General features: G+C 32.8%; 14 protein-coding genes. 10 read left to right on the plus strand and 4 right to left on the minus strand.

Annotated features, from left to right (window positions below; translation table 11 throughout):
- Position 1: 1 nt before the first annotated feature.
- From P8V03_RS11220 to P8V03_RS11230, 3 genes are all read right to left on the minus strand, one after another.
- Positions 2–1,906, minus strand: coding sequence for an oxidoreductase (locus P8V03_RS11220; RefSeq protein WP_318798176.1), 1,905 nt, complete (start codon positions 1,904–1,906; stop codon positions 2–4).
- Between the two features lie 240 nt (positions 1,907–2,146).
- Positions 2,147–2,650 carry a MarR family winged helix-turn-helix transcriptional regulator gene (locus P8V03_RS11225; RefSeq protein ID WP_318798177.1) on the minus strand — a complete coding sequence of 168 codons (504 nt, stop codon included), beginning with the start codon at positions 2,648–2,650 and terminating at the stop codon, positions 2,147–2,149.
- Positions 2,651–2,784: 134 nt separating this feature from the next.
- Complete coding sequence (locus P8V03_RS11230) at positions 2,785–4,866, minus strand: methyl-accepting chemotaxis protein (protein ID WP_318798178.1); 2,082 nt, start codon at positions 4,864–4,866, stop codon at positions 2,785–2,787.
- A gap of 182 nt (positions 4,867–5,048) precedes the next feature.
- On the opposite strand from P8V03_RS11230, the gene P8V03_RS11235 reads away from it, so the two are divergent.
- From P8V03_RS11235 to P8V03_RS11260, 6 genes are all read left to right on the plus strand, one after another.
- On the plus strand, positions 5,049–6,077 hold the full coding sequence (locus P8V03_RS11235; protein WP_318798179.1) for a threonine aldolase family protein: 1,029 nt from the start codon (positions 5,049–5,051) through the stop codon (positions 6,075–6,077).
- A 261-nt stretch (positions 6,078–6,338) separates the two neighbouring features.
- Entirely contained in the window at positions 6,339–7,775 is a 1,437-nt protein-coding gene (locus P8V03_RS11240; protein WP_318798180.1) for a sigma-54 interaction domain-containing protein, read from the plus strand.
- Positions 7,776–7,836: 61 nt separating this feature from the next.
- Positions 7,837–8,331 carry a DUF1097 domain-containing protein gene (locus tag P8V03_RS11245; protein WP_318798181.1) on the plus strand — a complete coding sequence of 165 codons (495 nt, stop codon included), beginning with the start codon at positions 7,837–7,839 and terminating at the stop codon, positions 8,329–8,331.
- Positions 8,332–8,610: 279 nt separating this feature from the next.
- Positions 8,611–9,840: a Zn-dependent hydrolase gene (locus tag P8V03_RS11250; protein WP_318798182.1), complete on the plus strand. Its 1,230-nt coding sequence runs from the start codon at positions 8,611–8,613 to the stop codon at positions 9,838–9,840.
- A 255-nt stretch (positions 9,841–10,095) separates the two neighbouring features.
- Positions 10,096–10,797 carry a LysE family translocator gene (locus tag P8V03_RS11255; RefSeq protein WP_318798183.1) on the plus strand — a complete coding sequence of 234 codons (702 nt, stop codon included), beginning with the start codon at positions 10,096–10,098 and terminating at the stop codon, positions 10,795–10,797.
- Between the two features lie 131 nt (positions 10,798–10,928).
- The gene (locus P8V03_RS11260; protein ID WP_318798184.1) at positions 10,929–12,164 is read left to right on the plus strand and encodes an SGNH/GDSL hydrolase family protein; all 1,236 of its coding nucleotides are present in this window, start codon (positions 10,929–10,931) and stop codon (positions 12,162–12,164) included.
- 74 nt (positions 12,165–12,238) lie between these two features.
- Here P8V03_RS11260 and P8V03_RS11265 read toward each other — a convergent pair whose 3' ends face one another.
- On the minus strand, positions 12,239–12,802 hold the full coding sequence (locus tag P8V03_RS11265) for a spore coat protein (protein ID WP_261671779.1): 564 nt from the start codon (positions 12,800–12,802) through the stop codon (positions 12,239–12,241).
- Between the two features lie 319 nt (positions 12,803–13,121).
- On the opposite strand from P8V03_RS11265, the gene P8V03_RS11270 reads away from it, so the two are divergent.
- The 4 genes from P8V03_RS11270 to P8V03_RS11285 all read left to right on the plus strand — a co-directional run bounded on the left by P8V03_RS11270 (position 13,122) and on the right by P8V03_RS11285 (position 15,183).
- Positions 13,122–13,391: a CD3324 family protein gene (locus P8V03_RS11270; protein ID WP_261671778.1), complete on the plus strand. Its 270-nt coding sequence runs from the start codon at positions 13,122–13,124 to the stop codon at positions 13,389–13,391.
- Positions 13,392–13,451: 60 nt separating this feature from the next.
- Positions 13,452–13,880, plus strand: coding sequence for an N-acetyltransferase (locus tag P8V03_RS11275; protein ID WP_318798185.1), 429 nt, complete (start codon positions 13,452–13,454; stop codon positions 13,878–13,880).
- A 120-nt stretch (positions 13,881–14,000) separates the two neighbouring features.
- Positions 14,001–14,549 (plus strand): flavodoxin family protein, encoded by a 549-nt coding sequence (locus P8V03_RS11280; protein ID WP_261671776.1) that lies wholly within the window; start codon positions 14,001–14,003, stop codon positions 14,547–14,549.
- Positions 14,550–14,571: 22 nt separating this feature from the next.
- Complete coding sequence (locus P8V03_RS11285; RefSeq protein WP_318798186.1) at positions 14,572–15,183, plus strand: YitT family protein; 612 nt, start codon at positions 14,572–14,574, stop codon at positions 15,181–15,183.
- Positions 15,184–15,208: the final 25 nt, after the last annotated feature.

Raw genomic sequence — 15,208 nt, forward strand, 5'->3', positions numbered from 1 at the left:
ACTATATCTGGCAAGCAACCTTAAAGCCTTCTTCTACAGCGTCCATAATTCTTCTTGCTCTATTTACATCACCAGCAGTATAAACCTCTTTGAAGTTTTTCTTTATATCCTCAACAACACTGTCATTAGCCTTATAGCCAGCAGCAATAACTATGTTGTCAACCTTTATTTCTCCATCTTCAAGAACAATAGCGTTTTCAGTTATTTGGAGAACCTTAGCCTTAAGATGCTGCTCCACACCTTTTTCCTTTAGAACTTTAAATAGGTGGCCTACGAAAGTAGCTCCAATATCCTTTGCTATAGCATCCATCATTTCAACAATATGAACTTTTACACCTTTAGCAGCAAGGAATTTTGAAGTTTCCGTTCCTACAAGTCCGCCTCCTATGATAGCAACTGTTGAACCTACTTCTATATTTCCATTTAATACATCCTCAGCCATTACAACATTTTTAGAATCAATTCCTTTAATAGGTGGAACTGTTTGAGAAGCACCAGTAGCTATAACAACCGCATCTGGGTTTAATTCTTTTATATCTTCAGCTGATTTAACATCCTTTTGTATAAAGTTTATACCAAGTCTAACAAACTGGTTATACAGATAATCTCTAAAGAATAGGAAAGTATCTTTTTCAGGTGGTGCAGCTAGGGTTTCCATTTTACCACCTATTCTATCTACTTTATCCACTATAGTTACTTCGTGGCCTCTTAGCCTGGAAACTCTTGCAGCTTCAAGACCAGCAGGGCCAGCTCCTATAATTACAACATTCTTAGCTTCAGCTGCCTTTTCTATTTTTCTTTCACTGTCAAAACCAGCTCTAGCGTTTACTAAACAGTTAATGCCTTGTCCTAAAAATACCTTATCTATACAGCCCTGGTTACAAGCTACACAGTAACGTATGTCTTCATAATTATTATCTTGCATTTTTATGATAAGGTCTTCATCTGCTATAAGACCTCTGCCGATAGCAACCATGTCTGCTTTATTCTCTTCAAGTATATTATTTATAAGCTCTGCACTATTCAATCTTCCTGCTACTATGACAGGAACTTCTACTTCTTTCTTTAGTTCTTCGCTAAATGGTATCAAGAAGCCTTGCTTTATAAACATTGGTTGAATTGTATATTCAACGGCATCGTAGCTTCCGGCAGTTAAGCTTATAGCCTCTACACCAGCCTTCTCTGCTTCCTTACAAATAGTCTTAACTTCTTCAAACTTTAATCCATCCTGAAGGTATTCATCTGCACTTATTCTTATTATAACAGGAGCCTTTCCCTTGCAGACTTCTATAACTTCTCTTAAAACTTCCATTGGAAAACGCATTCTATTTTCTAAAGAACCACCATATTCATCAGTTCTTTTATTGCTGTGAGGAGATAAAAAGCTGTGTAATAAGTACCCATGAGCAAAGTGAACTTCTATAAGGTCAAAGCCAGCTTTTAGTGATCTTTCTGCAGCTTTCTTGAATTTTTCTTTTGTTTCCAATATATCATCTTTAGTCATTTCTCTAGGATTATTTCCTACTATTTCACAAGGCATAGCGGTAGGAGCTATTGGTTGAAGACCAGTTACTGCTTCACTAGCTTGTCTACCTGCGTGATATATTTGCGCTCCAACCTTTGCACCAGCTTCATGGATGGCATCAGTCATTCTTCTTAAACCAGGAATAAATTTATCGTCATATATACTTAATTGTGTAGGAAGACCTCTTCCTTCAGGGGATATTCCCACAGAGCCTGTAATTATAATTGAAACTTCCTTTTTAGCTCTTTCAACAAAAAAATCAATAATTCTTTGACTTACCTCGCCTCCTAAAGCTGCTAAACCATTCTCCATAGGTGCCATCATAAATCTGTTTTTTAATTCTAATTGACCAATTTTAATAGGGGAAAAAAGTTTTGACATAATAATTACCTCCTAAGTTTGTTAAGTTACTGACGTTCGTTAACGAATTTTAATTGTAAAAAATAAGATTTATTCAAATGTAATTTATCAAGGGATACTGTTGAGTTCTCAGGGGCTAGATAAAGTACATTTCTCACATAAGGATAAATTTTATTAAAGGGGTTAATAAAATGTGTGAACGAATTTTATTTTTATACTAATATTATACCTTTACATAAGAAAAAATCAAGTGTGAATTTGTTATTTTTTCGACAAATTTTCTGAAGAGGTTTTTAGAAATTTTTGAAAGTCTGATAAATCCCAGGTTCCTACCATGCCAGAAATTTTATGAAGAATATCTAAAAATGTCTCAATTTCTTCTAGTTTAAAATGCTCAAAGAGGCTCATAAACTCAAAAGCTGATTTTGTGCCAACGCTTTTTTCTAAAATTTCTTTTCCTTCATAGGTTATATAAATTTTAATTGTTCTGCTATTATTTAAATACTTATCCTTTTTTACATAACCTTTTTTTTCTAATCTGCTTATAAGAGCGGAAGTTGTAGATTTGTTCCAAAGAGCAATATTACCAAGTTCTTCTAAGGTAAGACCGTTATCTAGATGCAATATCCATAATGCATGTTGTTGGGCATGGGTGAGACCTGCTTCCTTTGCTACATTCTCCCAATCCTTTTCTAGATTCATATATGTGGCTCTTATTAGGTTTAAAAACAAGTTAAAGTAGTAATCCTTTTGTCTTTTATCCATAATTTCTCTCCCTATATTAGATTATTGGTTTAATTAGGAATCCTAAACCAATAATATTATAACAGATTTATAAATAAAATAACTACCATATCAGCTGTATCACATTCATTTGCAATTGATACGGTAGTTGTTTTTTAGTTTATTTTAAAGGTTTTTAATGACACTTCAAGCCTTTCAGCCATGGAACTCAGTTCTTTAGCCAAGTTGCTTATAGTTTGTACAGAGGCAGTTTCTTCTTCAGTTATAGCAGAAACCTGTTGAGAAGACATAGCCATATCTTTAGAAGCTTTTGATACTACATCAATTGAAGACAGAAGCTGATTTCTGCTAAGAATAACAGTATCAAGACTTTCAGCAGTGGTATTAATTTTGTTTACAACTTCTTGAATATTAGAAGATATTTCAGTAAATGTATCTTTAGTATAGCTTACTGCATCATTATGTTTGGCTACAATACTTTCAGCACTTTGTATAGTATTTTGGGCGGTTATAATATCTTTTTGTATATTGGAAATAAGCTCTTTTACACTACTACTTGAAAGAGCAGTACTTTCTGATAGTTTTCTAACTTCATCAGCTACTACAGCAAAACCTTTTCCAGAGTCGCCGGCACGTGCCGCTTCTATAGCAGCATTTAGTGCAAGAAGATTTGTTTCTTCAGAAATAGAAGTTATTGTATCTGCTATAGTTCCAATTGTATTGGTCTTTTCATTTAAAGAATTAATAACTTCTACTATGTGGTTGATGACTTTGTTATTTTCTTCAGTAACTTCTTCTAAAGAAAATATAACCTTAGCACCTTTGCTGCTGACTCTATATATGGTATCCGCAGAATTCTTTCCTTCATCCATATAGGAGGTCATAACGGTAATTTCCTCAGACAGCTTTGCAGTTGTTTCTAGTCCTAGTACAGCACTAGCGGCTTGATCCTCAGCGCTTAGGGCAACCTGTGATATATTAATTGATATTTCCTCTATACATTTAGCAGTCTCCTCATAGGTACTAACTAAAGAATTAGATGAACTGGCTACAAGGCTTGAGGTCTCCTGTATACTAGCAATAAATTCACGAATCTTAGCTATCATAAGATTGAAATTTGCACTCAAACTTCCTAGTTCGCTTTTACTATTATAATGGGATTGAACAGTCAAATCGCCATTAGAAGCTTTCTGCATTAAATTTGTCAAGTTAAATATAGGTTTTGTAAATTTACCTGCCAGGATATATACTAGAATACTAACTATAACTAACAATAATAGAGCAATACTTATAATTTTAACTTGAGTAGCCTTTACTACTGACATTGCTAAAGCCTTATTTTCCACTGTTATTACAGCCCAACCTTTTGAATCTCCTGAAAGGCTTACAGGGGCATAGGCACTTAATACTTCTACATTATTAGAGTCTAAATACTCAGCGGTTCCGGATTCACCTTTAAGAGCTTTTTCAGCAATAGTCTTAAGCTCCACTGGAACCCTTATCTCTTCAAGCTGAGTTTTTTGATTACCCTTTTCATCCTTTATTGCATTCCCTGAAGTGTCTTTAAGCAAAACTGTTTTCCTCAAGGTTTTATAATTATATAACTGGGAAACTTGGACTTTGTCTGGATGGGCTATAACAACCCCTTCGCTATCAATTATAAATGCATATTTATCTTTGCCGTTACCAAAGTTTTCAATAAGTTTTTGTAATGAATCTAGTTTAATATCAGCACCAAATATTCCTATTATATTAGATTCGCTATCTAAAACAGGATGAAATATAGATGTTACTGCAGTGTTACCATTTACTGAGTAGTAGGATTTACTGACAAAGGATTTTTTATCATTCATCACCTGGGTAAACCACCATCTGTTAGCTCTGTTACCTAGCTCTCCTGATGAACGAGCAGTCTGACTACCGTCAGTTTTTTGTATGTAAAGTAAATCAAAATAAGAGTTGTTAGTTAAGCACTTCTTAAGCATTTGCTGTTGATATTCTGGATTAAAATCAACGGTGGTTTTGTCTTGAGCCATTTGTTGTGTAAGAGTATATGATTTATTTATGAAATCCTTTACACTGCGAGCTATAGTAGAAGAAAGCTGCTTATTATTATCAATAATATTTTTCTTGATATTATTGGAGAAGTAATAGGAATATATTAAGTTAGTAATTAAAGTAGGAATTATTATTAGTAAAATTGCTGAAAAAATTAACTGGTTTTTTATAGATTTCATTGCTTGTCCCCCCTAAATGTATGTGCAAATAATATATAATTATAACATATTTTGATGATTATGAATATTTTTTATATATACTTATGTATATACTATAAAAGAAAATAGAGCTCAATGTAAAGGAATTTTGGTGAAAATGTAGAATAATTAATAAATACATAAATAAAGGAGGAGTATCATAAATGTACAGTTTCAAAAATGACTACAGTGAAGGGGTACACCCAGAAATATTAAAGGCTTTAACTGAATCCAACCTTGAACAAAGTGAAGGTTACGGAGAAGATAGTTATACAAAAAAGGCTATTGAACTTTTGAAGGAAAAAATTAAGAGAAGTGACGTTGATATACATCTCTTTGTTGGAGGAACACAGACAAACTTAACAGCTCTTTCAGCTTTTTTAAGACCACACGAAGCAGCTATTGCAGCTAATACAGGACATATATTAGTTCATGAGACTGGAGCTATAGAAGCTACAGGACACAAAGTTATATCTATAGATGTAAGTGATGGGAAATTACGTCCTGAGGATATAAAGCCTGCTCTAGAAACCCACACAGATGAGCATATGGTTAAACCTAAGCTTGTTTACATCTCAAATTCTACAGAAATTGGAACCATTTACAGCAAATCTGAATTAGAAAACTTAAGTAAGTTCTGTAAGGAAAATAAACTTTACTTATATTTAGATGGTGCAAGATTAGGCTCAGCACTATGCTCAGAAGAAAATGATATGGACCTTTCAGATTTGGCAAACTTAGTAGACGCCTTTTACATAGGAGGAACTAAGAATGGTGCATTAATGGGGGAAGCCCTTGTAATATGCAAAGATAGCCTTAAGGAAGATTTTAGATTTCACATTAAACAAAAGGGAGGGCTCCTTGCTAAAGGAAGACTTCTTGGTATACAATTTTTTCAGCTTTTCAAAAATGACTTATTTTTTGATATGGCAAAACATGCTAATGCCATGGCTAATTTATTAAAGAAGGGAATAAGTGAAGAAGGATATAAATTTTTAACTCATTCACCTTCCAATCAAATATTCCCAATACTACCAGAGAAAGTGATAAAAGAGCTTCAGGATAAATATTTATTCACTATATGGGAAAAGGTTGATGAAAATAATTCAGTTATCCGTCTTGTAACCTCTTGGGCTACAAAGGAAGATAAGGTTTTAGCTTTTATTGAAGATTTAAAAAATGCTGCAGTTTAGAAAAGTGGCTTTTATTTAGTGATATTTGATGGGCATACATAAGTAAGGTTTATGTATGCCTTTTCTGCGTCTATTATCTTTTATAGTTCTACAGAAGTATTGCTGCCTGTTATATTGTAATAGGGTGATACTTTAACGTAAAATAATAGAGGCTAATTTATTGAAAACTAAACAATATAATAATATAATAATAGGATAGTAATTAGGGCTTGTATAATAAAATGAAAAACTTTATATTAATCAACAAAGGTGGGAGAACTATTGAAAGAAAAACCTGAAGAGATACCATATAATAAACTTTTACAGGAGTTAAGTTATTATAAACAGACCTACGAGGAACTTAAGTTAATAATGGATATAACCTTTGATCAGATAACTGTTGCTGATGAAAAAGGAGTATTGCTAAGGATTAGCAAATCCTGTGAAGAAACCTTTGGTATATCTGAAAGTGAGATGATTGGTAAGGATGTTTATGAGCTTTCCAAAAAAGGAGTATTCAATCCATCTATTACAATTGAAGTTTTGAAAAAAAAGAAGGAGTTGTCATTAATTCAGGAAACTGCATCGGGGAAGAGATTATTGGTAACTGGTATACCAATGCTTAATGACAAAGGAAAACTTATAAGAGTTGTAAATATATCAAAGGATATTACGGAATCTGAGATGTTGAAAAAACAATTGGAGGAAACTGAACATCTCTTAGATTGGTATAGGGATGAAATAAGAAGAAACCAAATAAAAAGTAAGGAATATATAGTTGGAAATTCTACTGCGATGAAAAAAATCATCGAATTAGTTGAACATATTGCTAATATTGAAACTACAATAATACTCCTTGGTGAAACCGGGGTTGGAAAAAGTTTTATAGCAAAAACAATTCATAAAATGAGTCAGAGAAGAGAGCAGCCTTTCGTGCAAATTAACTGTGGAGCTATACCTGAAAATCTTATTGAGTCAGAGCTTTTTGGCTATGAAGAAGGAGCTTTTACAGGGGCCATTAGAAAGGGGAAAAAAGGCCTATTGGAAGTTGCTGGTGAGGGTACTGTTTTTTTAGATGAAATCGGAGAGTTGCCTATGCAGCTACAAGTAAAGCTGCTTCATGTTTTACAGGAAAAAGAAGCTTATAAAATAGGGAGTACAGAGCCTTTCGACATAAAAGCTAGAATTATTTCAGCAACTAACAAAGACCTGAAAAAAATGGTTAAGGAAGGCAAATTTAGGGAAGATCTTTATTATAGATTAAACATTGTGCCAATACATATTCCTGCTTTAAGAGAACGTATTGAAGATATTCCTTTGTTTATAAATTATTTTTTATCAAAGTGTAATGAAAAGTATAGTTTGTCAAAGCAAATATCATCAAATGCATATAAAGTATTATCTTCATATAATTGGCCAGGCAATATAAGAGAGTTAGAAAACATAGTTGAGAGATTAGTTGTCACATCTAATAAAAATATCATTGAAGAGAATGATATTTTTGATATATTTACACATATTCCAAAGTATGTTAATGAAGTTAAGGAGTTTGTACCTTTAAAAATAGCTACTGAGGAATTTGAGAAACAAATTCTACTTAAGGCAATGGAAAAGTATAAAACAACACGGAAAGTGGCGGAGGTACTTAAAATTGATCAGTCAACAGTAGTTAAAAAATTAAAGAAGATTAAAGAAGGAAGTTTAAATAGTCAAATTTAAGTTGCAGCAGAACTAGAAATATAAGTAGTTTTTTTATAATAATAGATAAAGGAGATAATTTATGAACGGTTTATTAGCAAATGCAATAAGTATGGGAATACTGGCATGGGGGTGGGCTAATTTTAGCACAGCTCTTGGTGTATCTACCTGGGCAGGTTTTATGGGAACAACAACATATTATGCATCAGGAGAGCGTTTTATTAAAGGTTGGATAAAAGGAATAATAGCAAATATGGTTGGAGTACTATGGGCTATAATTTGTGTAGAAGCTTCAAAAGTACTTAATGTTCCCAATATAGCAGCAATTATGACAGGAGTCGTCTCCTTTGGAATAGTTGCACAGGCTAGATGGAAGCGTTTATCATTTATACCTGGTGTGTATATCGGATGTTCAACAACCTTTGGTATGCTTGCTTTAAATGGCACCTACTTTTCAACTGTAACAGCACTTTTAATGGGTTCCGTTGTAGGTATTCTTTCAGATGCCGGTGGAGAGCTAATAGTGAAGTTGACTAAGAAGAAGGAACTAGAAACAGCTTTAAAAGCAGAAGAATAAATTAAGTGATTATATTAATCATAGGTTTTGATGAAAAAAATCATCAAAACCTATATTTTTTTCAAGTATTTTCGACTAATTTGTATAAAGGAATTTGAAAATTAACTAAATTAAAATAAAAAAAGTGATGAAAATATCAGTAAATTCAATAGGTTGTGATATATTAGAGAATTTTAGTGGATTTTATTGGCACAGGTCTTGCTAGATATTATTTGTGTATGAAGTTAAAAAATTGAAAAATAAATAAATATAATAAAGCAAAAGGGAGTGCATATTAAAATGAACAAGATATTAACTTGTAACAAAGACAGATTAGAAGACAAAATCGTTACATTCAGTAAATTTGGTGATGCTGGACATGGCGGAATAACAAGATTTTCTTTATCAAAAGAAGCGCTTCAAGCAAGAGCAGAATTCATTAAAAGAATGGAAGCTGTAGGAGCAGAGATCAAAACAGACGATATGGCAAATTTATATGCAACATTAAAAGGTTCAGAGGATCTTCCAGGAATCATAATGGCATCACACGTAGACTCAGTTAGAAACGGTGGAAATTATGACGGAGTTTTAGGTGTACTTACAGCAATGGAAGTAGTGGAAGCAATAGCTACTCAAAAAATTCCACACCGTCGTCCTGTTACAGCTATGATTTGGACAAATGAAGAAGGTTCACTTTACCCACCAGCTATGATGTCATCAGGAGTTGTTTGTGGTAAATTTGATAAAGCTACTATGTTAGCTTCAAAAAGTGTTGAAGGAAAAACTTTTGGAGAAGCTTTAAAAGAAAGCGGATACGAAGGAGATATAGCAAACAGATTAAACCCTAAGGATTATATAGCTATGCTTGAACTACATATTGAGCAAGGACCTGTACTTGAAGCTGAGAAGAAGGACATCGGAGTAGTAGAGGGTGTTCTTGGAATGGTTAACTACAGAATAAGAACTTATGGACAATCTGACCATGCAGGAACTACACCAATGAAATATAGACAAGATGCTCTTTTAGCAGCAACTAGTGCTATAAGATACCTACATGATGAATTAGACAAGCTTGACAGCAACCTTGTTTACACTACAGGTGAAATAGTTTGTCATCCATGTGTACATACAGTTATTCCTGATTACGTTGATTTCTCACTAGATGCAAGACATCAAGATCCAGAAGTTATTAAGCAAGTTGTTAAAGTTATTGAAAATATTCCTAAAGAACTTGACAAGTGCAGAGTTGAATATGAATTACAATGGGCACGTAATACAATCCAATTTGATAAAGAACTAGTTGGTTTTGTTAGAAAGAATGCAGAAGCATATGGATATTCAAATATGGATATATACAGTGGTGCAGGTCACGATGCTCAGTTTGTAGCTGATATGATGCCTACAACTATGATATTTGTTCCAAGTGTTGATGGACACAGCCATTGTGAAAAAGAGCATACACCAGTAGAAGCTTGCTGGAAAGGTGCTAACGTATTACTACAAACAGTTTTAGATGTAGATCAAAAATAATAGCCAGTAAATTGATAATTAATAGGTGATTTTTAACCACGACTTTAAAAAAGGTCGTGGTTATTTTTTATAAGTGGAGTAAGAGGGGAATTTGATAAAATAATTGGTTTGAAATTATTTTTTATATATTAAGATTTTAAAATAATGTAAAAAGCAATAGTTTAAAGCTGAAAAGGCATAATATATTAGGACTGACTTAATTTTTACTACTTAAATTCTTTAAGTATATAGATAGCCTAATAAGGAGTGAAACTAATGCTGCACATTTTTTTAAAGGGAATTATTATTGGATTGCTAACTGGTATGCCACTAGGTCCAATAGGTGCTTTATGTCTGAGAACTACACTTACAAATGGAGCTGTTTTTGGATTTGCAGCAGGCTTAGGCTCCTGTGTAGCTGACTCTATTTATGCAATCATTGCTGCTCTAGGAATAAGCTTTATTGCTAGGTTCCTTGCTATGTATCAACATTATTTTCGTTTAATTGGTGGTATAATACTATTAATAGTAGGTGCGCATATTATTTTATCTAAAAAAGAAAATACAAAGGAAGTTGCAGATGGAAAAACTCTTGCAAAATCCTTTATCACTACATTTATACTTGCACTAGCAAATCCAGCAACAATATTTTCATTTCTTTTTGTATTTGCTAGCTATGGCTCTAAAAATATTGGTCATGGTATAGCAGCAAGAACTGTTTTAATTGCTGGTGTATTTTCCGGAAGTTTTTTATGGTGGATTATACTTATATTAGCTGCTGAGAGATTTCATAAGCATTTAAATCCTAAAAAAGTTTCTGTTATAAATAAGACTATAGGTGTTATAATAGTTTTTTCTGGTATTATTTTCATAGCTGGTGCAGGTAACTATAAAAATTATATAAGACCTTCTTATATGCATTCAAAGCTTTTTAAAACAATACTTCGTCTTAAACCTCGGTATCTCCACAAGTTATAAGGATTTGAAAAGAAAAAGTTAGAAGGTAAAAATTAAATTAAAACTATAAATTCGAAAAGGAAATTGATATCAAAACAGAAAGGTTAGTGAAAAATACAGCTAAGCCTAAGGAATAAAGATAGGAGAATAAAATGAGAAAGGAATTTAGGCTGCCGTTTTGGGGGACATTAGTCATCATTCTGATCTTAAGCCTCTTCAATATGTATAGTAGGTTAAGCACATATTGGATTGGTGCATGGAACGGAACTGCGGTGGATTTAACTTTTTTTAGGTTAGGTTACAAAAATCAAAGCCTCCGTACGATAGTAACTTCTACCTTTGGAGGGTCAAAGGAAAGAATAAAAATCTCAAATGAGTTTGGGAGGGAGCCTATACACATTGGAGAGGCATCCTTTGCCTTAGTTAACCCACAGGGTATACTATATAAAAACTCACAAAAAGAACTTACCTTTAATGGTAAGTCAACGATAACTATTGAAAAAGGGGCTTTTGTATGGAGTGACCCAGTGGAAGTTCCTATAAAAGCCTTAGATAGAGTAGCTGTAACTATTTATTTTCCAGATGAAGTTAAGAATGTAACTGGTGCTTGGGGTGGTGGAGAATCTTATTTTTCACAGAAGGGGAACTTCACAAAGTCAATGGATACAAAAAGAGATTTTAAACCTGTTAGTACCAATGGAATTCCTAAGATAGCTCCCTTCCTTACATCTATAGAGGTAAGGACATCTAGAGAAAATAGATCAATTGTTGCCTTTGGTGATTCAATAACTACTCTTTCATGGCCAGATTATCTTGTAAAGAAATTGAAAAATCGAAATGTAGAAAATTTATCTGTAGTTAGGGAAGCTATTGGCGGCAACAGAATATTACATGATACGGAAAATCAGCTTCAAGGAGTCTTCGGACCGTCAGGAATTTCAAGATTTGAAAAAGCTATTACAGACCATAAAGGGGTAAAATATGTAATTGTTTTACAAGGGGTTAATGACATAATGCATCCGGCACCAGGAGGACCAGCGCCAGCTTCTGAAATTGTAAGTAAGGATGAAATAGTTTCAGCCCTAGAAAAGTATATTGAACTGGCACACAAATATAATTTGAAGATATATGGCGGCACAATAATGCCCTTTGAAGAATATGAAGTATATACTGACGACCTTGATGTTAAGCGAAGAGAAGTTAATGAATGGATTAGAACTAGCGGAAAGTTTGATGGAATAATTGATTTTGATAAAACAACGGCAGATCCTAACAACCCCTCAAGACTATTGCCTAAGTATGACAGCGGAGATCACCTTCATCCAAGCGATGCTGGAGGAGAAGCTATGGCAGAGGCTATTGATTTCAAGCTATTTTATACAGATTAATACATTGCTGATAGATGTACTTAATAACTAGAAGAGAGTGTCCTAAACTGTTATTTTAAGACACTCCTCTTTTACTAAACTAAGGAAGGCTCACGAACTTCATAATAGATAGATGAAAGTGTGTTTAATGTATTCTGGGATGCTGGTTCTAGAGGATAATATCCCTTTTGTACCATCCACTGCCAAACATCATAGGCATGATTGCAGCTCATTGTAAATGCATCCTTTAAGAACTCTCTAACGGTAGGATTACCTGCTTCCATAGCGGCCCAAGCATATTCTCTTCCTGCTCTTTTTAAAGTTAAAAGATATGCAGTAGCTATTTCCCTATCATCCATCTGTTGTATACTAGTTCTTGGAGTAATTGGAGGAAAATTATTAGTTGGTGATTTAGTATAATCTTGTAAAACCGCATTTAAGCTAGGAACATTAAGTTTTTGAGTAGAGCCATTGGCCTTGCTGACAAACTCTACCTTCATATTATAGTCCTGAACATGAGCAGGAAAATGCCTTTCTATCATAGCCTTTAACTCTGGGTCCTTTGCCATGTTTTTAAACATAGCCATATTTGATATAGAGTTTACACAGCTTACTATTAATTCATGTAAGTCGTACACTTCATGAGCAGCTAATTGCATAAGATTACCTCCTAAATTATTAGTTTATATTACTACAAAAACTAATTTCCCACCGTAAAGATTATTTATACCTATTTTAAAAACCATAATACCAAGATTTATTATATTTATTCTTTCTATTTAAATTTAGCCCATATGCTAGTAAAATTAAGTTAAGAAAAGAAATTCTATTCCATGTAGCTGGAGGTGAACTTTATGTTGAATATACAACACTTTAATGCTGTATTAGCAACTCTTTAAGGGGGACTTTTACATTACTAAGGTGTAATAATCCTCTTTAAGGAGTCTTTAGGATTCTTTAATTTTGGAGGATAAAGTAGTGCAATATTTAAATGGAGCTGAGGTTTTGCCAGAAGAACTGTTAAAAGAAATACAGAAATATGTAGATGGAGAAACTATATATATTCCAAAGGTGAAAAAAAGAACATCCTGGGGATGCAAAAGTGGAACTAGAAATTTAATAGATAGCAGAAACAACGAGATTTTTTCACTGTATAATCAAGGAAATAATATAGAAATCTTGGCTGAAAGATTTTTTTTATCAGAATACACAATTAAGAAAATAATTACTAAATGCAGTAAATACTAATAGACTTACTATCATTGACTATTTGGAAATTTTATATGTTGAAGAAGGAGAAAAAACTTAATGATTAGAGAATTAGAAGTAAAGGATATAAATAAAGTTATGGAAGTATGGAAGGATGCTACTATAGAAGCACATGATTTTATAGATAGGGAATATTGGTTAAGAAAATATAATGAAGTTAAGGATGTATATATTCCGGCATCTAAAACATTTGTCTATGAAGAGAATAGCCATATCAAGGGATTTATAAGTATTTTAAACAATGAGTTTATAGGGGCATTATTTGTAGACATATCTTCCCAAGGGAAGGGTATTGGCGGTCAGTTAATTGATTTTGCAAAGAAAAGATATAGTAAATTAGGTTTAGCAGTATATAAAAATAATAAGAAAGCAGCAGAGTTCTATAAACATAAGGGCTTTGTTTTGTGTGAAGAAAAAGTAGATGAAGATACCAACGAAAAAGAATTAATTATGAAATTTCAAATGTAGTAGAGATAATTAAGTCCAACCTTAGGCCAAGAGCTGTTTAATTCAGCTGTTGGCCTAAAACTGATGATTAGGCCACCTTGAGTGATCTTAATAGAACTAAAATTTCAGGAGGGTGAAACAATGAAAATATTTTCAGTCTTAGGAAGTCCAAATAAGAACGGCAATACAGCTGTATTGCTAAAGGAATTTTTACGAGGAGTTAAAGAGAGTCACAGCGGAGTAGAATATTCTGATGTATTCCTTCAGGAGAAAAAAATTAGCTTTTGCAGTGCATGTAATAGCTGTAGAAAATCACTTAATACCTGCGTTATTAAGGATGATATGCAGCTCTTATATGAAGAAGTAAAAAGTTCAGATATAGTAGTTTTAGCTACACCAGTATACTGGTGGAATATGACGGCTCAACTAAAAACTTTCATAGACAGACTATATGCTCTTAAATCAGATGATTTCAAGGGTAAGGAAATAGTATTATTAATGACTCATGAAGGAACAGAGGAAGACTCTGGTGCTAAGGTTGTTGAAAGCAGTTTAGAGCAGATTTGTGAGTATTTAGGATTAAAGTTTACTGTAAAATATGGGGTGTCTACAGGAGAAATACCTGTATCTGAGAATCAAGAAGCTTTAGGCAAGGCTTATGACATGGGAAAGAGTTTAATAGGAAAATAAGTTAAAAAGAAGGTAGTATATTGTGAAGGACATAGCAAAAATAATTTTAGGCAATATATTAATTACTTTTTCTTATGCTTTTTTTACTGTTCCAAGAAAAATAATTAACGGAGGTGTAACAAGTTCAGCGTTGGTAGTACATTGTTTAGCAGGAACAAATGTCACAACAGTAGCTAATATACTTACAATTATACTGTTAGTTAGCTGCCTTTTATTCCTAGGGAAAGAGTATTTTATTAAATCCATATTGAGTAGTATATGTTATATGTCCTTTTTTAATTTATTCTATCTATTAGGGTTTACAATTAATATAAATATAGTACTAGCAATAATTATTTCAGCTATTTTAGTAGCAGTAGGATATTATTTATGCATATCTTCAAATGCATCTACAGTAGGATTTGATGTTATAGCTTTAATAATTAATAATAAAAATCCTAGAATAGAAATAGCCTCAGCATTGAGATTTATAAATATAATAGTATTGCTTTTTGGATTATTAGCATTAGGATATGAATCGATAATTAAAGGAATAGTTTTCACTATAATATACTCAAGTATACTAAAAACATTATTAAAGAATGGATTTAAGATTATTTTAAACCCATTGTCACTAAAAAAGATGCCACATTAGGTAAAATAAATTGCCAGCCATAAGG

It is taken from the genome of Clostridium tanneri (genome assembly GCF_033659955.1).
Taxonomy (GTDB): Bacteria; Bacillota; Clostridia; order Clostridiales; family Clostridiaceae; genus Clostridium_AM; species Clostridium_AM tanneri.